Raw genomic sequence first — 17,760 nt, 5'->3', positions numbered from 1 at the left:
GACAATGCCAACCATCAATCAACTGGTTCGCAAAGGCCGCGCGTCGGAAACGACGAAGAGCAAGTCGCCGGCCCTGCAGGACTGCCCGCAGCGTCGCGGCGTGTGCACCCGCGTGTACACGACGACGCCGAAGAAGCCGAACTCGGCACTCCGTAAGGTCGCCAAGGTTCGCCTGACCAATGGCTTCGAAGTCATTTCGTACATCGGCGGTGAAGGCCACAACCTGCAAGAGCACTCGGTCGTGCTGATCCGCGGCGGCCGTGTGAAGGACTTGCCGGGTGTGCGTTACCACATGGTTCGCGGCTCGCTGGATACCCAGGGCGTCAAGGACCGTAAGCAAGCTCGCTCGAAGTACGGTGCGAAGCGCGCTAAGGCTGGCAAGTAAGTCGCCGGTCGGAAGTAACGAATCAAGGTCGCCGCAAGGCGGTAAAGGCGGTGGTGCCGGAAGTGCCGGTGCTATCGAGTAAGTGGTCACCCGGCCAAGCTGGTTTAGTCGAATAGATGGATCGGGTTAGTTGGTGGCCGCGGAGCGGGGAATCGCTCCAACTGAAAAAGTAAAGGAAGAATCATGCCGCGTCGTCGCGAAGTCCCCAAGCGGGAAGTGTTGCCGGATCCGAAGTTCGGCAACGTAGATGTAGCCAAGTTCATGAACGTGCTGATGCTCTCCGGCAAGAAGTCGGTTGCCGAGCGTATCGTGTACGGCGCTTTTGAACAGATCCAGACCAAGGGTGGCAAGGACCCGCTGGAAGTGTTCACGGTTGCGCTCAACAACGTGAAGCCGGTGGTCGAAGTGAAGAGCCGTCGCGTTGGTGGTGCGAACTATCAGGTTCCGGTCGAAGTGCGTCCCTCGCGTCGTATGGCATTGGCGATGCGTTGGTTGCGTGAAGCCGCGAAGAAGCGCAGCGAAAAGTCGATGGCCCTGCGTCTCGCAGGTGAACTGCAGGAAGCGGCTGAAGGCCGTGGTGGCGCAATGAAGAAGCGCGACGAAGTTCACCGCATGGCAGAAGCCAACAAGGCATTCTCGCACTTCCGTTTCTAAGCTCCCGCTCACCGGGCAAACGGAAAATCAGGGCGGGTGCGCTAGTTTTGGCGCCTCGCCCGTTTGTGTTAGGACGCGGCCGGTATTTCGCCGGCGCGTCGACCGAAAAAGGATCCAAAGTGGCTCGCAAGACACCTATCGAGCGCTACCGCAATATCGGTATTAGCGCTCACATCGACGCCGGCAAGACGACGACGACCGAGCGCATCCTGTTCTACACGGGCGTGAACCACAAGATCGGTGAAGTTCACGACGGCGCAGCAACGATGGACTGGATGGAGCAGGAGCAGGAGCGCGGCATCACCATCACGTCGGCTGCTACCACGGCCTTCTGGAAGGGCATGGGCGGCAACTACCCCGAGCACCGCATCAACATCATCGACACGCCGGGACACGTCGACTTCACGATCGAAGTGGAACGCTCGATGCGCGTTCTCGACGGCGCGTGCATGGTCTACTGCGCAGTGGGCGGCGTGCAGCCGCAGTCGGAAACCGTGTGGCGCCAGGCGAACAAGTACAAGGTTCCCCGTCTCGCGTTCGTCAACAAGATGGACCGTACCGGCGCGAACTTCTTCAAGGTCTATGACCAACTGAAGAACCGCCTGAAGGCGAACCCGGTTCCCGTCGTCGTGCCGATCGGCGCTGAAGAAAACTTCAAGGGCGTCGTCGACCTCCTGAAGATGAAAGCGATCATTTGGGACGAAGCATCGCAAGGCACGAAGTTCGACTACGTCGACATCCCGGCCGAACTCGTTGACACGTGCAACGAGTGGCGGGAGAAGATGATCGAGTCGGCTGCGGAAGCCAGCGAAGAGCTGATGGAAAAGTACCTCGGCGGCGAAGAGCTGAGCGAAGCGGAGATCGTCAAGGCGATCCGCGACCGGACCATCGCGTGCGAAATCCAGCCGATGCTGTGCGGCACCGCGTTCAAGAACAAGGGCGTGCAGCGCATGCTCGACGCCGTGATCGACTTCCTGCCGTCGCCGGTCGACATTCCCCCGGTTACGGGCGAACTCGAAAGCGGTGAAAAGGCCGAGCGTCGCGCAGCCGACGACGAGAAGTTCTCGTCGCTGGCGTTCAAGATCATGACGGACCCGTTCGTCGGTCAGCTGATCTTCTTCCGCGTGTACTCGGGCGTCGTGAATTCGGGTGACACCGTGCTGAACGCGACCAAGGACAAGAAGGAACGTCTGGGCCGTATTCTGCAGATGCACGCGAACCAGCGCGAAGAAATCAAGGAAGTTCGCGCGGGCGACATCGCCGCGGCCGTCGGCCTGAAGGAAGCGACCACGGGCGACACGCTGTGCGATCCGCAGCACCCGATCGTTCTGGAACGCATGATTTTCCCGGAACCGGTGATTTCGCAGGCAGTCGAGCCGAAGACGAAGGCTGACCAGGAAAAGATGGGCCTGGCGCTGAACCGTCTCGCGCAGGAAGACCCGTCGTTCCGCGTCCAGACGGACGAAGAATCGGGCCAGACCATCATTTCGGGCATGGGCGAGCTCCACCTCGAAATTCTGGTCGACCGCATGAAGCGCGAATTCAACGTGGAAGCGACCGTCGGCAAGCCGCAGGTTGCATACCGCGAAACGATCCGCACGACGGCGGCAGACGTCGACGGCAAGTTCGTCAAGCAGTCGGGTGGTCGCGGCCAGTACGGTCACGCGGTCATCACGCTCGAGCCGAACGAGCAGGGCAAGGGCTACGAGTTCCTGGACGAGATCAAGGGCGGTGTAATTCCGCGCGAATACATCCCGGCAGTGGACAAGGGCATCCAGGAAACGCTGAAGTCGGGCGTGCTGGCTGGCTTCCCGGTTGTGGACGTGAAGGTTCACCTGACGTTCGGTTCGTACCACGACGTCGACTCGAACGAAAACGCGTTCCGCATGGCCGGTTCGATGGCCTTCAAGGAAGCAATGCGCAAGGCAAGCCCGGTCATCCTCGAACCGATGATGGCTGTGGAAGTCGAAACGCCTGAAGACTACATGGGCAACGTGATGGGCGATTTGTCGGGCCGTCGCGGTATCGTCCAGGGCATGGAAGACATGGTTGGCGGCGGCAAGATCGTCCGCGCCGAAGTGCCGCTGTCGGAAATGTTCGGCTACTCGACCTCGCTGCGTTCGCTGACGCAAGGCCGTGCAACGTACACGATGGAATTCAAGCACTATGCTGAAGCTCCGCGTAACGTCGCCGACGCGATCATCAACGCCAAGGGTAAGTAATTCCCGCAAGTAATTCGGCGCAAGCCACAAGCTTTAAACCGATAACCAAACTTTTGAACGAAGGTAATCATGGCAAAAGGTAAATTCGAGCGGACCAAGCCGCACGTGAACGTGGGCACGATCGGTCACGTTGACCACGGCAAGACCACGCTGACGGCAGCGATCACGACGGTTCTCACGCAGAAGTTCGGCGGCGAAGCGAAGGCGTACGACCAGATCGACGCAGCGCCGGAAGAAAAGGCGCGCGGTATTACCATCAACACCGCGCACGTCGAGTACGAAACGGCTAACCGCCACTACGCACACGTCGACTGCCCGGGCCACGCCGACTACGTGAAGAACATGATCACGGGCGCCGCGCAGATGGACGGCGCAATCCTGGTGTGTTCGGCTGCTGACGGCCCGATGCCGCAAACGCGTGAGCACATCCTGCTGGCCCGTCAGGTTGGCGTGCCGTACATCATCGTGTTCCTGAACAAGTGCGACATGGTGGACGACGCCGAGCTGCTCGAGCTCGTCGAAATGGAAGTGCGCGAACTGCTGTCGAAGTACGACTTCCCGGGCGACGACACCCCGATCATCAAGGGTTCGGCCAAGCTGGCGCTGGAAGGCGACAAGGGCGAGCTGGGCGAAGTGGCGATCATGAACCTGGCCGACGCGCTGGATTCGTACATCCCGACGCCGGAGCGTGCAGTTGACGGCGCGTTCCTGATGCCGGTGGAAGACGTGTTCTCGATCTCGGGTCGCGGCACGGTGGTGACGGGTCGCGTCGAGCGCGGCATCGTCAAGGTCGGCGAGGAAATCGAAATCGTCGGTATCAAGCCGACGGTGAAGACGACCTGCACGGGCGTGGAAATGTTCCGCAAGCTGCTCGACCAAGGTCAGGCAGGCGACAACGTCGGTATCCTGCTGCGCGGCACGAAGCGTGAAGACGTGGAGCGCGGCCAGGTTCTGGCCAAGCCGGGTTCGATCACGCCGCACACGCACTTCACGGCTGAAGTGTACGTGCTGAGCAAGGACGAAGGCGGCCGTCACACGCCGTTCTTCAACAACTACCGTCCGCAGTTCTACTTCCGTACGACGGACGTGACCGGCTCAATCGAGCTGCCGAAGGACAAGGAAATGGTGATGCCGGGCGACAACGTGTCGATTACGGTCAAGCTGATCGCTCCGATCGCCATGGAAGAAGGCCTGCGCTTCGCAATCCGCGAAGGCGGCCGTACCGTCGGCGCCGGTGTCGTGGCGAAGATTATCGAGTAAGATATCGGGCTTGCTCGATTGAACTCGAAGTAAAGCAGTAGCAGTATCGACCGGGACCGGGCGTTCGCTCTCCGCGAGCGCTCGGTCCCACGCTCTTTTGCCAATGTGCGGTGCAATACCGCCTCGCTCTTTTCAAGGAATCGTCATGCAGAACCAGAAAATCCGCATTCGTCTGAAGGCTTTCGACTATCGCCTGATCGATCAATCGGCAGCCGAGATCGTCGACACGGCGAAGCGGACTGGCGCGATCGTTCGTGGCCCGGTGCCGCTGCCGACGCGTATTCAGCGTTTTGACATCCTGCGTTCGCCGCACGTCAACAAGACGTCGCGCGACCAGCTCGAAATCCGTACCCACCAGCGCCTGATGGACATCGTCGATCCGACGGACAAGACCGTCGACGCGCTGATGAAGCTCGACCTGCCGGCAGGCGTCGACGTCGAAATCAAGCTGCAGTAAGTCCAAAAGCTCCGCTGGCGTGCCAGACGGAGCTAAGTCTTTGATTGCTTGCAGGATTCGAAAAGCCTTGTTATACTCCAAGGCTTTTCGCGCCTATGCGCATGCAAAGGCGCAAGAAAGTGGTGCAAGAATAGCCGACCCAGTTTCTCGTAACGAAGCCGGCATTTGTAAATCAGCCCCGACCAATCGCAGTTGGGAATGGAGAAAACGATGAGCCTTGGACTCGTAGGTCGCAAGGTTGGCATGACCCGTATCTTCACGCCTGAGGGGGATTCGATCCCCGTCACCGTGCTGGACGTGTCGGACAACCGCGTGACGCAGATCAAGACCGTTGAAACGGATGGTTATACCGCCGTTCAGGTTGCATTCGGTACTCGCCGCGCATCGCGCGTGACGAAGCCGTTGGCGGGCCACCTCGCCAAAGCCGGCGTTCAAGCCGGTGAAATCCTCAAGGAATTCCATATCGATGCGGCCAAGGCAGGTGAACTGTCGAATGGTGCCGTCGTCGGTACGGATATTTTCGAAGTCGGCCAGAAAGTTGACGTGCAAGGCACGTCGATCGGTAAGGGCTACGCCGGTACGATCAAGCGCTACAACTTCGCTTCGGGCCGCGCATCGCACGGTAACTCGCGTTCGCACAACGTTCCGGGTTCGATCGGTATGGCGCAGGATCCGGGCCGCGTGTTCCCGGGCAAGCGCATGACCGGTCACCTCGGTGACGAGACCGTCACGGTCCAGAATCTCGAAATCGCCCGCATCGACGCTGAGCGCAATCTGCTGCTCGTCCGCGGTGCTGTTCCGGGTGCGAAGGGTGGCAAGGTCTTCGTGACCCCGGCCGTCAAGACGCGTGCTGTGAAAGGAGCGAAATAATGGAACTTAAGCTCCTGAATGCCAATGGTCAGGAAGGCGCTGGCGTGAACGCATCGGACGTCGTGTTCGGTCGCGATTACAACGAAGCCCTGATTCACCAGGTCGTCGTCGCTTATCAGGCGAACGCACGTAGCGGCAACCGCGCGCAGAAGGACCGCGAGCAGGTCAAGCACACCACCAAGAAGCCGTGGCGTCAGAAAGGTACGGGCCGCGCTCGTGCCGGTATGTCGTCGAGCCCGTTGTGGCGCGGCGGTGGTCGTATCTTCCCGAATTCGCCGGAAGAAAACTTCTCGCACAAGGTCAACAAGAAGATGCATCGCGCGGGTCTCCGCTCGATTTTCTCGCAGTTGGCTCGCGAAGGCCGTATCGCCGTGGTCGAAGACTTCGTGCTCGAAGCCCCGAAGACCAAGCTGCTGGCCGAAAAATTCAAGGCAATGGGTCTCGACTCCGTGTTGGTCATCACCGATACGGTCGACGAAAACCTGTACCTCGCGTCGCGCAACCTGGCCCACGTGGCGGTTGTCGAGCCGCGTTACGCCGACCCGCTCTCGCTGATCTACTTCAAGAAGGTTCTGATCACGAAGGCTGCGGTCGCTCAGATCGAGGAGTTGCTGTCATGAGCGAGATTCGCAAAAACGATCATCGTTTGATGCAAGTTCTGCTCGCGCCGGTGATCTCCGAAAAGGCGACGCTGGTTGCCGACAAGAACGAACAAGTCGTGTTCGAAGTCGCGCCGGACGCCACGAAGCAGGAAGTCAAGGCTGCTGTCGAGCTGCTGTTCAAGGTCGAAGTCAATTCCGTCAACGTGCTCGTCACGAAGGGCAAGGCAAAGCGCTTTGGCCGCTTCAATGGCAAGCGCAAGGACGTGAAGAAGGCGTACGTCTGCCTGAAGCCCGGCCAGGAAATCAACTTTGAAGCGGAGGCCAAGTAATCATGGCAATCGTGAAAGTTAAGCCGACCTCGCCGGGTCGCCGCGCGATGGTCAAGATCGTCAACAAGGATCTGCACAAGGGCAAGCCGCACGCAGCGCTGCTCGACACGCAATCCAAGTCGGCGGGCCGTAACAACAACGGCCGTATCACCACGCGTCACCAAGGTGGTGGTCACAAGCAGCACTACCGTATCGTCGATTTCCGTCGCAACAAGGACGGCATTCCGGCAAAGGTCGAACGTCTCGAGTACGACCCGAACCGTAGCGCGAACATCGCGCTGGTTCTGTACGCAGACGGCGAGCGTCGCTACATCATCGCGCCGAAGGGCGTGGCGGTCGGCGCGCAACTGATGTCCGGTTCGGAAGCGCCGATCCGCGCAGGCAACGCTCTGCCGATCCGCAATATCCCGGTCGGTACCACGATCCACTGCATCGAAATGCTGCCGGGCAAGGGCGCGCAGATCGCGCGTTCGGCTGGTACGTCGGCAATGCTGCTGGCGCGCGAAGGCGTCTACGCTCAAGTGCGTCTGCGTTCGGGCGAAATCCGCCGCGTGCACGTCGAGTGCCGCGCAACGATCGGTGAAGTCGGCAACGAAGAGCACAGCCTCCGTCAAATCGGTAAGGCCGGTGCGAACCGCTGGCGCGGTATCCGTCCGACGGTGCGTGGTGTTGCAATGAACCCGGTCGATCACCCGCACGGCGGTGGTGAAGGTAAGACGGCTGCAGGTCGCGATCCGGTGAGCCCGTGGGGCACGCCGACGAAGGGTTATCGCACCCGCAGCAACAAGCGCACGACGACGATGATCGTCCAGCGCCGTCACAAGCGTTAAGGAGTAGGCAATGACACGTTCTGCTAAAAAAGGTCCGTTCTGCGACGCTCATTTGCTGAAGAAGGTTGAGGCGGCTGCATCGACGCGTGACAAGAAGCCGATCAAGACCTGGTCGCGTCGTTCGACGATTCTGCCGGACTTCATCGGTCTGACGATCGCTGTTCACAACGGTCGCCAACACGTTCCGGTGTACGTCACGGAAAACATGGTCGGCCACAAGCTTGGCGAGTTCGCACTGACCCGTACGTTCAAGGGTCACGCGGCCGACAAGAAGGCCAAGAAATAAGGGGCAATCAAGATGGAAGTGAAAGCAATTCATCGCGGTGCCCGCATCTCGGCGCAGAAAACGCGCCTTGTGGCTGACCAGATTCGTGGTTTGCCGGTCGACAAGGCGCTGAACGTCCTGACGTTCTCGCCGAAGAAGGCGGCGGGTATCGTCAAGAAGGTCGTGCTGTCTGCGATCGCGAATGCGGAACACAACGAAGGCGCCGACATCGACGAGCTCAAGATCACGAGCATCTACGTCGACAAGGCTGCTTCGCTGAAGCGTTTCACCGCACGCGCAAAGGGTCGTGGTAACCGCATCGAGAAGCAATCCTGTCACATCACTGTGACGGTCGGGAATTAAGGAGCCAACGATGGGACAGAAAATTCATCCGACTGGCTTCCGTTTGGCCGTCAGCCGCAATTGGGCTTCGCGCTGGTATGCGAACAACAACAATTTCGCGGCGATGTTGCAGGAAGACATCGGTGTTCGTGAATACCTGAAGAAGAAGCTGAAGAACGCTTCGGTTGGTCGCGTCGTCATCGAGCGTCCGGCGAAGAACGCGCGCATCACGATTTACAGCTCGCGTCCGGGCGTTGTCATCGGCAAGAAGGGCGAGGACATCGAATCGCTGAAGGCTGAACTGCAGAAGCGCATGGGCGTTCCGGTTCACGTCAACATCGAAGAGATTCGCAAGCCGGAAACGGACGCGCAACTGATCGCCGATTCCATCACGCAGCAGCTCGAGCGCCGGATCATGTTCCGCCGTGCGATGAAGCGCGCGATGCAAAACGCGATGCGTCTTGGTGCACAAGGCATCAAGATCATGAGCGCGGGTCGTCTGAACGGTATCGAAATCGCTCGTACCGAGTGGTATCGCGAAGGTCGCGTGCCCCTCCATACGCTGCGTGCGGATATCGACTACGCGACGTCCGAAGCGAAGACCACGTACGGCATCATCGGCGTGAAGGTGTGGGTCTACAAGGGCGATACCCTGGGCCGCAACGAAGCGCCGGTCGTGGAAGAAGTGGCGGAAGAAAAGCGTCCGCGCCGCAACGCACGTCCGGGTGGCGATCGCCGTCCGCGCCGTGACGGTGAAGGCGCTCCGGGCGGCGCGCGTCGTGGCGCACCCCGTCGCGCTGGCGGTGACGCGAAGACTGGAGAATAACGATGCTGCAACCGAAACGCAGAAAGTATCGCAAAGAGCAGAAAGGTCGTAACACCGGTAAGGCGACGCGCGGCAACGCGGTGTCGTTCGGTGAATACGGTCTGAAGGCTATCGGTCGCGGCCGTTTGACCGCGCGTCAAATCGAAGCGGCGCGTCGTGCAATGACGCGTCACATCAAGCGTGGCGGCCGGATCTGGATCCGTATCTTCCCGGACAAGCCGATTTCGCAAAAGCCGGCCGAAGTGCGTATGGGTAACGGTAAGGGTAACCCTGAGTACTACGTCGCTGAAATTCAACCGGGCAAGATGCTGTACGAAATGGACGGTGTCTCCGAAGAACTGGCGCGCGAAGCGTTCCGTCTGGCGGCAGCCAAGCTGCCGCTCAAGACGAACTTCGTGGTCCGTCAGCTCGGCGCCTAAGGAGTAAATGATGAAGGCAACTGAACTTCGCCAAAAAGACCAGGCCGCGCTCAACAAGGAGCTGTCGGATCTGCTCAAGGCGCAATTTGGCTTGCGTATGCAGCTCGCGACCCAGCAGCTCACGAACACGAGCCAGCTGAAGAAGGTCCGTCGCGACATCGCACGCGTGCGTACCGTCATGACCGAGAAGGCGAACCAGAAATGAACGATAGCGTAAAAACCTCGCTCAAGCGGACGCTGGTCGGCAAGGTCGTCAGCAACAAGATGGACAAGACGGTCACCGTGCTGGTCGAGCACCGCGTGAAGCATCCGATCTACGGCAAGTACGTCGTGCGTTCGAAGAAGTACCACGCGCATGACGACGCGAACACGTACAACGAAGGCGATCTCGTCGAAATCCAGGAAACTCGTCCGATTTCGAAGACGAAGGCCTGGGTTGTGTCGAAGCTGGTTGAAGCGGCTCGCGTGATCTAAAGCTGAAGTTGTAGTGCCGCGATGCTCTAAGTAGTTGTATCGCAGTAAGTTTCGCTTGCAAGACCGGGATTATTTGTTATAATCTCGGTCTTCCCTCTTTGTGGGAGCCCCGTCGCGGGCGAAATTGGTGGGGGAAGCCGGTTCGGGCGCTAGCCTGAGTCGACAGATTCACCGGATTGCGATGGCGGGTTTCGTCTGCCGTTGCTGCCTGTTCTAACCCAAGCAGCCATTTGGCTGACGGGACCAAGACTGACCGGCTGTGCCATGGTGGTGCAATCGGATTAAGTTGGGAAAGATAAACCATGATCCAGACCGAAACTCGGCTTGAAGTGGCCGACAACACGGGTGCGCGTGAAGTCATGTGCATCAAGGTGCTCGGCGGCTCGAAGCGTCGTTACGCAAGCATTGGCGACATCATCAAGGTGACCGTCAAGGAAGCGACGCCGCGCGGACGCGTGAAAAAGGGCGAAATCTACAACGCCGTGGTCGTTCGTACGGCCAAGGGCGTGCGTCGCCAGGATGGCTCGCTCATCAAGTTCGACGGCAATGCCGCCGTTCTGCTGAACACGAAGCTCGAGCCGATCGGCACGCGTATTTTCGGGCCGGTTACGCGTGAACTGCGTAGCGAACGATTCATGAAGATCGTTTCGCTCGCTCCGGAAGTGCTGTAAGGAGTCGCGATGAACAAGATTCGCAAGGGTGACGAAGTCATCGTCACCACCGGCAAGGACAAGGGCAAGCGCGGCACCGTGCTGGCCGTTGCGGACGACCGTGTCACCGTCGAGGGCATCAACCTCGTCAAGAAGCACGTGAAGCCGAACCCGATGAAGGGTACGACGGGCGGTGTGGAAGCCAAAACGATGCCGCTGCATATTTCGAACGTCGCATTGGTCGACGCGAATGGCAAGGCATCGCGTGTGGGCATCAAGGTCGAAGACGGCAAGAAGGTTCGCTTCTTGAAGTCGACCGGCGCCACGCTTAACGCCTGACGCGGAGTTAAAAAATGGCTCGTCTGCAAGAGATTTACAAAGAAAAGGTTGTGCCGGAACTGGTTGAAAAGTTCGGCTACAAGTCGATTATGGAAGTGCCGCGCCTCACCAAGATCACCCTGAATATGGGGCTTGGCGAAGCCGTCGCTGACAAGAAGGTGCTTGAGCACGCCGTTGGTGACCTCACGAAGATCGCGGGCCAAAAGCCCGTCATCACCAAGTCGCGCAAGGCAATCGCTGGTTTCAAGATCCGCGAAGGCTACCCGATTGGCACGATGGTTACCCTGCGTGGCAATGCCATGTACGAATTCCTGGACCGTTTCGTGACGGTTGCGCTGCCTCGCGTGCGCGACTTCCGTGGCGTGTCGGGCAAGGCGTTCGACGGCCGTGGTAACTACAACATCGGTGTGAAAGAGCAAATCATTTTCCCCGAAATCGACTACGACAAGATCGACGCGCTGCGTGGGCTGAACATCAGCATCACGACCACCGCGAAGACCGACGAAGAAGCAAAGGCATTGCTCGCCGGCTTCAAGTTCCCGTTCAGAAACTGAGGTTACCGTGGCTAAACTGGCACTGATCGAACGTGAAAAGAAGCGCGCGCGCCTGGCAGCCAAGTACGCTCCGAAGCGTGCTGAGCTGAAGGCTGTGATCGACGACGCAAGCAAGTCGGACGAAGAGCGTTACCTCGCGCGTCTGGCACTGCAACAACTGCCGCGTAACTCGAACCCCACTCGCAAGCGTAACCGCTGCGCGATCACGGGTCGTCCGCGTGGCACGTTCCGCAAGTTCGGACTCGCACGCGGCAAGATTCGTGAAATCGCTTTCCGCGGCGAAATCCCTGGCCTGACCAAGGCGAGCTGGTAATAGGAGAAACATAAATGAGCATGAGTGATCCTATCGCCGATATGCTGACTCGCATCCGCAACGCGCAGATGGTCGAGAAGGTTTCGGTGACTATGCCCTCGTCGAAAGTCAAGGTTGCGATTGCGCAGGTTTTGAAGGACGAAGGTTATATCGACGACTTCGCAGTCAAGTCGGAAGGTGCGAAGACGGAATTGAACATCGCGTTGAAGTACTACGCTGGCCGTCCGGTTATCGAGCGCCTCGAGCGCGTATCGAAGCCCGGTCTGCGCGTGTACCGCGGTCGCAATGACATCCCGACCGTGATGAACGGCCTGGGCGTTGCAATCGTGTCGACGCCGAAGGGTGTGATGACCGACCGCAAGGCGCGCCAGAACGGCGTCGGTGGCGAAGTCATCTGCTACGTCGCTTAACGCCTAAGGAGAAGAAACATGTCTCGAGTAGGTAAAAGCCCGATCGCGCTGCAAGGCGCGGAAGTGGCCATCAAGAGCGACGTCATCACCGTGAAGGGTCCGCTCGGCACGATCTCGCAACCGGTCAACAAGCTGGTTGCCGTGACGAACGAAGACGGCACGTTGAAGCTGGCTCCGACGGATGAAAGCCGCGAAGCGAACGCGATGTCCGGCACGATGCGCGCCCTCCTGGCGAACATGGTGCAAGGCGTCACCAAGGGTTTCGAGCGCAAGCTGACGCTGGTTGGCGTCGGTTATCGTGCGCAAGCGCAAGGCGACAAGCTGAACCTGTCGCTGGGTTTCTCGCACCCCGTGGTGCACCAGATGCCGGAAGGCGTCAAGGCTGAAACCCCGTCGCAGACCGAAATCGTGATCAAGGGGATCGACAAGCAGAAAGTCGGACAGACCGCAGCAGAAGTGCGCGGCTATCGTCCGCCCGAGCCGTACAAGGGCAAGGGCGTGCGCTATTCCGACGAGGTCGTGATCCTCAAAGAAACGAAGAAGAAGTAAGGGTGCGCAATCATGGATAAGACTCAATCTCGCCTGCGCCGCGCTCGTCAGACGCGTATCAAGATCGCTGAGCTGCAGGTTCCGCGTCTGGCCGTGCATCGCACGAATACGCATATCTACGCGCAAGTGTTCTCGGCATGCGGCACGAAGGTCGTGGCAAGCGCCTCGACGCTGGAAGCTGAAGTGCGCGCTGAACTGGCCGACAAGTCGGGCAAGGGCGGCAACGTCAACGCCGCGACCTTGATCGGCAAGCGTATCGCCGAAAAGGCCAAGGCTGCCGGCATCGAATCCGTCGCCTTTGACCGCTCGGGTTTCCGCTACCACGGCCGCGTGAAGGCGCTGGCTGATGCGGCGCGTGAAGCCGGGCTCAAGTTCTAAGGGAAGAATTCGTCATGGCAAAGATGCAAGCGAAAGTTCAGGCTGACGAACGCGACGACGGCCTGCGCGAAAAGATGATTTCGGTCAACCGCGTGACCAAGGTCGTGAAGGGTGGCCGTATTCTCGGCTTCGCCGCACTGACCGTGGTTGGCGACGGTGACGGCCGGATCGGCATGGGCAAGGGCAAGGCCAAGGAAGTTCCGGTTGCCGTTCAAAAGGCAATGGAGCAGGCCCGCCGCAACATGTTCAAGGTGCCCCTGAAGAACGGCACGCTGCAACACGAAGTGCACGGCAAGCACGGCGCATCGGCGGTTCTCCTCGCTCCGGCGAAGGACGGTACCGGCGTGATCGCTGGCGGCCCGATGCGCGCAGTGTTCGACGTGATGGGCGTTCAAAACGTTGTGGCCAAGAGCCACGGTTCGACGAACCCGTACAACCTCGTTCGTGCGACGCTGGACGGCCTGCGCAAGCAGTCGACCCCGGCAGACATCGCTGCGAAGCGTGGTAAGTCCGTCGAAGACATTCTGGGCTAAGGTGGTCACCATGTCTGAAAAAACTGTCAAGGTTCAGCTCGTCAAGAGCCTGATCGGGACCCGCGAATCGCACCGCGCAACGGTGCGTGGCCTCGGCCTGCGTCGCCTGAACTCGGTTTCCGAGCTGCAGGACACGCCGGCAGTGCGCGGGATGATCAACAAGGTCTCGTACCTCGTTAAGGTCATCGCCTAAGCGCGACCTACGGATCCAAGGAGTTGAACATGGAATTGAATAACCTGAAGCCGGCGGAAGGCGCGAAGCACGCTAAGCGTCGCGTCGGTCGCGGTATCGGTTCGGGCCTCGGCAAGACCGCTGGCCGCGGCCACAAGGGTCAGAAATCGCGTTCGGGCGGCTTTCACAAGGTCGGCTTCGAAGGCGGTCAGATGCCTCTGCAGCGTCGTCTGCCGAAGCGCGGCTTCACCTCGCTGACGAAGGAATTCGTCGGTGAAGTGCGCCTGGCTGATCTCGAGAAGCTGCCGGTCGACGAAATCGATCTGTTGGCGTTGAAGCAAGCGGGTCTGGTCGGCGAGCTCATCAAGAGCGCGAAGATCATCAAGACCGGCGAGATCACGCGCAAGGTCACGGTGAAGGGCCTGACGGCAACGAAGGGCGCCCGTGAGGCAATCGAAGCCGCTGGCGGCTCTTTCGCCGAGTAACGCGCTTTCGCCGTTACTAGCACTAGCATCGGAGAAGGTACTTGGCTAACAGCCCGAGTCTCGCAAAAACCGGTCGAAGCGCGGCGAAATTCGGCGATCTGCGCCGGCGTGCAGTGTTCCTGCTGCTTGCGCTGATCGTCTACCGCATTGGGGCGCATATTCCGGTGCCCGGCATCGATCCGGATCAACTGGCGAAGCTGTTCCAGAGCCAGTCGGGCGGCATCCTTGGCATGTTCAACATGTTCTCGGGTGGCGCACTGTCGCGGTTCACGATCTTTGCGCTGGGCATCATGCCCTACATTTCGGCGTCGATCATCATGCAGTTGCTGTCGATCGTGTCGCCGCAGATGGAGGCGCTGAAGAAGGAAGGGCAGGCGGGACAGCGTAAGATCACGCAGTACACGCGTATCTTCACGGTGGTTCTGGCGACCTTCCAGGCGTTCGGTATCGCGGTCGCGCTGGAAAACCAGCCGGCTCTGGTGCTGGACCCCGGCATGGTGTTCCGGCTGACGACGGTCGTCACGCTCGTGACGGGCACGATGTTCCTGATGTGGCTCGGTGAGCAGATCACGGAGCGTGGTCTCGGCAACGGCATCTCGATCATCATCTTCGGTGGTATCGCAGCGGGTTTCCCGAACGCGATCGGTGGTCTGTTCGAACTGGTTCGCACCGGTTCGATGAGCATCATCTCGGCGATCATCATCGTGGTCTTGATCGCGGCGGTCACGTATCTGGTCGTGTTCATCGAACGCGGTCAGCGCAAGATCCTCGTGAACTATGCGAAGCGCCAGGTCGGTAACAAGATTTACGGCGGACAGTCGTCTCATCTGCCGCTGAAGTTGAACATGTCGGGTGTGATTCCGCCGATCTTCGCGTCGTCGATCATCCTCTTCCCGGCAACCATCCTGAACTGGTTCAGTTCGGGTACGCGCACCAACTGGTTCGCGAACACGCTGCACAACGTGGCCGAGGCGCTGAAGCCCGGTCAACCCGTGTACGTGCTGCTGTATGCGTTGGCGATCGTCTTCTTCTGCTTCTTCTACACCGCACTGGTGTTCAACAGCCGGGAGACCGCCGACAACTTGAAGAAGAGCGGTGCTTTCGTTCCGGGTATCCGTCCGGGCGATCAGACTGCACGATATATCGACCGCATCCTCACGCGTCTTACGCTGGCTGGTGCGATCTACATCGTATTCGTGTGCCTGCTGCCTGAGTTTCTGGTGTTGCGCTGGAACGTGCCGTTTTATTTTGGTGGAACGTCGCTGCTGATCATTGTCGTCGTCACGATGGACTTCATGGCTCAGGTGCAGTCGTACGTTATGTCGCAACAATATGAATCGCTGCTCAAGAAGGCAAACTTCAAGGGTGGCAACGTCCCGATGCGTTAATAAGGACTATGGCCAAAGACGATGTTATCCAGATGCAGGGTGAGGTCATCGAAAACCTTCCCAACGCTACTTTCCGGGTGAAATTGGAAAATGGCCATGTCGTCCTGGGACATATTTCCGGAAAGATGCGGATGCACTACATCCGCATCCTGCCGGGCGACAAGGTTACGGTTGAATTGACGCCTTACGATCTGTCTCGTGCACGGATCGTGTTCCGGGCGAAGTGATTTGAAAAAAGGGTAATATCATGAAAGTGATGGCATCGGTTAAGCGCATTTGCCGCAATTGCAAGATCATCAAGCGCAAGGGCGTTGTGCGCGTGATTTGCAGCTCTGATCCGCGCCACAAACAGCGTCAAGGCTGAACGCCGCGCTTTTGCTTGCGCTTTTTGTTTGAGGAAAAACAATGGCTCGTATCGCAGGGGTTAACATCCCGAATCACCAGCATACCGAGATCGGCCTGACGGCAATCTTCGGCATCGGCCGCACGCGTTCGCGTGGCATCTGCACCGCTGCTGGCGTGGAATTTTCGAAGAAGGTCAAAGACCTTACCGACGCAGACCTCGAAAAGCTGCGTGACGAAGTGGGCAAGTTCATCGTCGAAGGCGACCTGCGCCGTGAAGTGACGATGAACATCAAGCGCCTGATGGACTTGGGTTGCTACCGCGGCATGCGCCATCGCAAGGGCCTGCCCCTGCGTGGCCAGCGTACGCGCACGAATGCCCGTACGCGCAAGGGTCCGCGTCGTGCAGCGCAATCGCTGAAGAAGTAAGCGGAACTGACAGTTACAGGAAAACGTAATGGCTAAGGCTTCGAACAACTCCGCGGCGCAACGCGTTCGCAAGAAGGTCAAGAAGAACGTCGCCGAGGGCGTGGTTCACGTTCACGCGTCGTTCAACAACACCATTATCACGATCACCGACCGTCAAGGTAACGCGCTGGCATGGGCGACCTCGGGTGGTCAGGGCTTCAAGGGCTCGCGTAAGTCGACGCCCTTCGCAGCTCAGGTCGCAGCCGAATCGGCTGGTCGCGTGGCAATGGAATACGGCGTGAAGAACCTCGAAGTGCGGATCAAGGGCCCCGGTCCTGGCCGCGAATCGGCGGTGCGCGCGTTGCATGGTCTTGGCATCAAGATCACCGCGATCTCCGACGTGACGCCGGTCCCGCACAACGGCTGCCGTCCGCCGAAGCGCCGTCGTATCTAATACGTCGACGCAACCGCATGTTGCCTGTCGATGCGCGAGTATCGGCGGGTTTCGTGCGTTAGTAAGTTTTGACTAAGCCCACCGTTCGGCCCAAAGGGTTCGGACTAGCGCAGACTGAAGTTCAACGGAAGTTTGCGTGATCAATATTTAAGGATGCAACGTGGCACGCTATACCGGTCCCAAAGCAAAGCTGTCCCGCCGTGAAGGCACTGATCTGTTCCTGAAGAGCGCACGCCGCTCCCTCGCCGACAAGTGCAAGCTCGACAGCAAGCCCGGCCAGCACGGCCGCACCTCGGGCGCGCGTACGTCCGACTACGGTACCCAGTTGCGCGAAAAGCAGAAAGTGAAGCGTATCTACGGTGTGCTGGAGCGTCAGTTCCGCCGCTACTTCGCTGAAGCCGACCGCCGCAAGGGCCCGACGGGCGAAAACCTGCTGCAATTGCTCGAGTCGCGTCTCGACAACGTCGTGTATCGCATGGGCTTCGGCTCGACGCGCGCTGAAGCACGTCAGCTCGTGAGCCACAAGGCGATCATGGTGAACGGCCAAGTCGCGAACATCCCGTCGCTGCAAGTGAAGTCGGGCGACGTCGTGTCCGTGCGCGAGCAGTCGCGCAAGCAGGCTCGTATCGTCGAAGCTCTCTCGCTGGCGCAGCAAGGCGGCATGCCGAGCTGGGTGTCGGTCGACGAGAAGAAGTTCGAAGGCACGTTCAAGTCGATGCCCGAGCGTAGCGACATCGCCGGCGACATCAACGAAAGCCTGATCGTCGAATTGTATTCGCGTTAATCGCGGCGGTAATGGATGGACAGCCGGGGAGCCTGATTGCTCGTGGCAAGAGGTGGCCTCGGCTGT

General features: G+C 59.5%; 31 protein-coding genes. All 31 read left to right on the top strand.

Annotation, left to right across the window (positions count from 1 at the left end):
• Positions 1–4: 4 nt before the first annotated feature.
• Entirely contained in the window at positions 5–385 is a 381-nt protein-coding gene (rpsL, locus tag NCS67_RS11945) for a 30S ribosomal protein S12 (protein ID WP_006998493.1), read from the top strand.
• A gap of 183 nt (positions 386–568) precedes the next feature.
• The gene (gene rpsG / locus NCS67_RS11940; RefSeq protein WP_008343817.1) at positions 569–1,039 is read left to right on the top strand and encodes a 30S ribosomal protein S7; all 471 of its coding nucleotides are present in this window, start codon (positions 569–571) and stop codon (positions 1,037–1,039) included.
• Between the two features lie 119 nt (positions 1,040–1,158).
• Positions 1,159–3,261, top strand: a complete 2,103-nt coding sequence (fusA, locus tag NCS67_RS11935; protein WP_008343818.1) for an elongation factor G — start codon at positions 1,159–1,161, stop codon at positions 3,259–3,261.
• Positions 3,262–3,330: 69 nt separating this feature from the next.
• Positions 3,331–4,521 carry an elongation factor Tu gene (gene tuf / locus NCS67_RS11930; RefSeq protein ID WP_008343820.1) on the top strand — a complete coding sequence of 397 codons (1,191 nt, stop codon included), beginning with the start codon at positions 3,331–3,333 and terminating at the stop codon, positions 4,519–4,521.
• Positions 4,522–4,666: 145 nt separating this feature from the next.
• Positions 4,667–4,978: a 30S ribosomal protein S10 gene (rpsJ, locus tag NCS67_RS11925; RefSeq protein ID WP_006998489.1), complete on the top strand. Its 312-nt coding sequence runs from the start codon at positions 4,667–4,669 to the stop codon at positions 4,976–4,978.
• Positions 4,979–5,188: 210 nt separating this feature from the next.
• Positions 5,189–5,848 (top strand): 50S ribosomal protein L3, encoded by a 660-nt coding sequence (gene rplC, locus NCS67_RS11920; protein ID WP_008343843.1) that lies wholly within the window; start codon positions 5,189–5,191, stop codon positions 5,846–5,848.
• On the top strand, positions 5,848–6,468 hold the full coding sequence (gene rplD / locus NCS67_RS11915; protein WP_008343845.1) for a 50S ribosomal protein L4: 621 nt from the start codon (positions 5,848–5,850) through the stop codon (positions 6,466–6,468). The genes rplC and rplD overlap by 1 nt, the downstream gene beginning before the upstream one ends.
• Positions 6,465–6,779 carry a 50S ribosomal protein L23 gene (rplW, locus tag NCS67_RS11910; RefSeq protein WP_008343846.1) on the top strand — a complete coding sequence of 105 codons (315 nt, stop codon included), beginning with the start codon at positions 6,465–6,467 and terminating at the stop codon, positions 6,777–6,779. The genes rplD and rplW overlap by 4 nt, the downstream gene beginning before the upstream one ends.
• A 2-nt stretch (positions 6,780–6,781) precedes the next feature.
• Positions 6,782–7,609: a 50S ribosomal protein L2 gene (gene rplB, locus NCS67_RS11905; protein ID WP_008343849.1), complete on the top strand. Its 828-nt coding sequence runs from the start codon at positions 6,782–6,784 to the stop codon at positions 7,607–7,609.
• A gap of 10 nt (positions 7,610–7,619) precedes the next feature.
• Positions 7,620–7,895, top strand: a complete 276-nt coding sequence (rpsS, locus tag NCS67_RS11900) for a 30S ribosomal protein S19 (protein ID WP_008343850.1) — start codon at positions 7,620–7,622, stop codon at positions 7,893–7,895.
• Positions 7,896–7,907: 12 nt separating this feature from the next.
• Positions 7,908–8,237 carry a 50S ribosomal protein L22 gene (gene rplV / locus NCS67_RS11895; RefSeq protein WP_007730533.1) on the top strand — a complete coding sequence of 110 codons (330 nt, stop codon included), beginning with the start codon at positions 7,908–7,910 and terminating at the stop codon, positions 8,235–8,237.
• 10 nt (positions 8,238–8,247) lie between these two features.
• Positions 8,248–9,042: a 30S ribosomal protein S3 gene (rpsC, locus tag NCS67_RS11890; RefSeq protein ID WP_008343851.1), complete on the top strand. Its 795-nt coding sequence runs from the start codon at positions 8,248–8,250 to the stop codon at positions 9,040–9,042.
• A gap of 2 nt (positions 9,043–9,044) precedes the next feature.
• The gene (gene rplP / locus NCS67_RS11885; protein ID WP_008343852.1) at positions 9,045–9,461 is read left to right on the top strand and encodes a 50S ribosomal protein L16; all 417 of its coding nucleotides are present in this window, start codon (positions 9,045–9,047) and stop codon (positions 9,459–9,461) included.
• Between the two features lie 10 nt (positions 9,462–9,471).
• Positions 9,472–9,666 (top strand): 50S ribosomal protein L29, encoded by a 195-nt coding sequence (rpmC, locus tag NCS67_RS11880; RefSeq protein WP_008343853.1) that lies wholly within the window; start codon positions 9,472–9,474, stop codon positions 9,664–9,666.
• Entirely contained in the window at positions 9,663–9,935 is a 273-nt protein-coding gene (rpsQ, locus tag NCS67_RS11875; RefSeq protein ID WP_008343854.1) for a 30S ribosomal protein S17, read from the top strand. The genes rpmC and rpsQ overlap by 4 nt, the downstream gene beginning before the upstream one ends.
• A 302-nt stretch (positions 9,936–10,237) precedes the next feature.
• The gene (rplN, locus tag NCS67_RS11870; protein ID WP_006998478.1) at positions 10,238–10,606 is read left to right on the top strand and encodes a 50S ribosomal protein L14; all 369 of its coding nucleotides are present in this window, start codon (positions 10,238–10,240) and stop codon (positions 10,604–10,606) included.
• A 9-nt stretch (positions 10,607–10,615) separates the two neighbouring features.
• On the top strand, positions 10,616–10,924 hold the full coding sequence (gene rplX, locus NCS67_RS11865; protein ID WP_008343860.1) for a 50S ribosomal protein L24: 309 nt from the start codon (positions 10,616–10,618) through the stop codon (positions 10,922–10,924).
• A 14-nt stretch (positions 10,925–10,938) separates the two neighbouring features.
• Complete coding sequence (gene rplE / locus NCS67_RS11860; protein WP_008343862.1) at positions 10,939–11,478, top strand: 50S ribosomal protein L5; 540 nt, start codon at positions 10,939–10,941, stop codon at positions 11,476–11,478.
• Between the two features lie 7 nt (positions 11,479–11,485).
• Positions 11,486–11,791 (top strand): 30S ribosomal protein S14, encoded by a 306-nt coding sequence (gene rpsN, locus NCS67_RS11855; RefSeq protein ID WP_008343864.1) that lies wholly within the window; start codon positions 11,486–11,488, stop codon positions 11,789–11,791.
• A 14-nt stretch (positions 11,792–11,805) separates the two neighbouring features.
• Positions 11,806–12,201: a 30S ribosomal protein S8 gene (rpsH, locus tag NCS67_RS11850; RefSeq protein ID WP_008343866.1), complete on the top strand. Its 396-nt coding sequence runs from the start codon at positions 11,806–11,808 to the stop codon at positions 12,199–12,201.
• An 18-nt stretch (positions 12,202–12,219) separates the two neighbouring features.
• Positions 12,220–12,750 carry a 50S ribosomal protein L6 gene (gene rplF / locus NCS67_RS11845; RefSeq protein ID WP_008343868.1) on the top strand — a complete coding sequence of 177 codons (531 nt, stop codon included), beginning with the start codon at positions 12,220–12,222 and terminating at the stop codon, positions 12,748–12,750.
• Between the two features lie 12 nt (positions 12,751–12,762).
• Positions 12,763–13,128: a 50S ribosomal protein L18 gene (rplR, locus tag NCS67_RS11840; protein ID WP_008343872.1), complete on the top strand. Its 366-nt coding sequence runs from the start codon at positions 12,763–12,765 to the stop codon at positions 13,126–13,128.
• 14 nt (positions 13,129–13,142) lie between these two features.
• Positions 13,143–13,661, top strand: coding sequence for a 30S ribosomal protein S5 (rpsE, locus tag NCS67_RS11835; protein ID WP_008343875.1), 519 nt, complete (start codon positions 13,143–13,145; stop codon positions 13,659–13,661).
• Positions 13,662–13,671: 10 nt separating this feature from the next.
• Positions 13,672–13,854 carry a 50S ribosomal protein L30 gene (rpmD, locus tag NCS67_RS11830; RefSeq protein ID WP_006400644.1) on the top strand — a complete coding sequence of 61 codons (183 nt, stop codon included), beginning with the start codon at positions 13,672–13,674 and terminating at the stop codon, positions 13,852–13,854.
• 29 nt (positions 13,855–13,883) lie between these two features.
• Positions 13,884–14,318: a 50S ribosomal protein L15 gene (gene rplO / locus NCS67_RS11825; protein ID WP_008343934.1), complete on the top strand. Its 435-nt coding sequence runs from the start codon at positions 13,884–13,886 to the stop codon at positions 14,316–14,318.
• 41 nt (positions 14,319–14,359) lie between these two features.
• Positions 14,360–15,706: a preprotein translocase subunit SecY gene (secY, locus tag NCS67_RS11820; RefSeq protein ID WP_008343935.1), complete on the top strand. Its 1,347-nt coding sequence runs from the start codon at positions 14,360–14,362 to the stop codon at positions 15,704–15,706.
• An 8-nt stretch (positions 15,707–15,714) separates the two neighbouring features.
• On the top strand, positions 15,715–15,933 hold the full coding sequence (infA, locus tag NCS67_RS11815; protein WP_004521905.1) for a translation initiation factor IF-1: 219 nt from the start codon (positions 15,715–15,717) through the stop codon (positions 15,931–15,933).
• Between the two features lie 20 nt (positions 15,934–15,953).
• Positions 15,954–16,070, top strand: a complete 117-nt coding sequence (gene rpmJ / locus NCS67_RS11810) for a 50S ribosomal protein L36 (RefSeq protein WP_004199844.1) — start codon at positions 15,954–15,956, stop codon at positions 16,068–16,070.
• Between the two features lie 41 nt (positions 16,071–16,111).
• Entirely contained in the window at positions 16,112–16,477 is a 366-nt protein-coding gene (gene rpsM, locus NCS67_RS11805; RefSeq protein ID WP_008344037.1) for a 30S ribosomal protein S13, read from the top strand.
• Between the two features lie 28 nt (positions 16,478–16,505).
• Positions 16,506–16,910, top strand: a complete 405-nt coding sequence (gene rpsK / locus NCS67_RS11800) for a 30S ribosomal protein S11 (RefSeq protein WP_006052224.1) — start codon at positions 16,506–16,508, stop codon at positions 16,908–16,910.
• A 160-nt stretch (positions 16,911–17,070) separates the two neighbouring features.
• On the top strand, positions 17,071–17,694 hold the full coding sequence (gene rpsD, locus NCS67_RS11795) for a 30S ribosomal protein S4 (RefSeq protein WP_008344042.1): 624 nt from the start codon (positions 17,071–17,073) through the stop codon (positions 17,692–17,694).
• Positions 17,695–17,760 lie beyond the last annotated feature (66 nt).

Origin of the sequence: Caballeronia sp. ATUFL_F2_KS9A (genome assembly GCF_023630765.1) — a bacterium.
In the GTDB taxonomy this organism is placed as follows: Bacteria; Pseudomonadota; Gammaproteobacteria; order Burkholderiales; family Burkholderiaceae; genus Caballeronia; species Caballeronia zhejiangensis.
The sequence above is the reverse complement of the archived record's forward strand: the minus strand, read 5'-3'. Positions and strand labels throughout refer to the sequence as shown.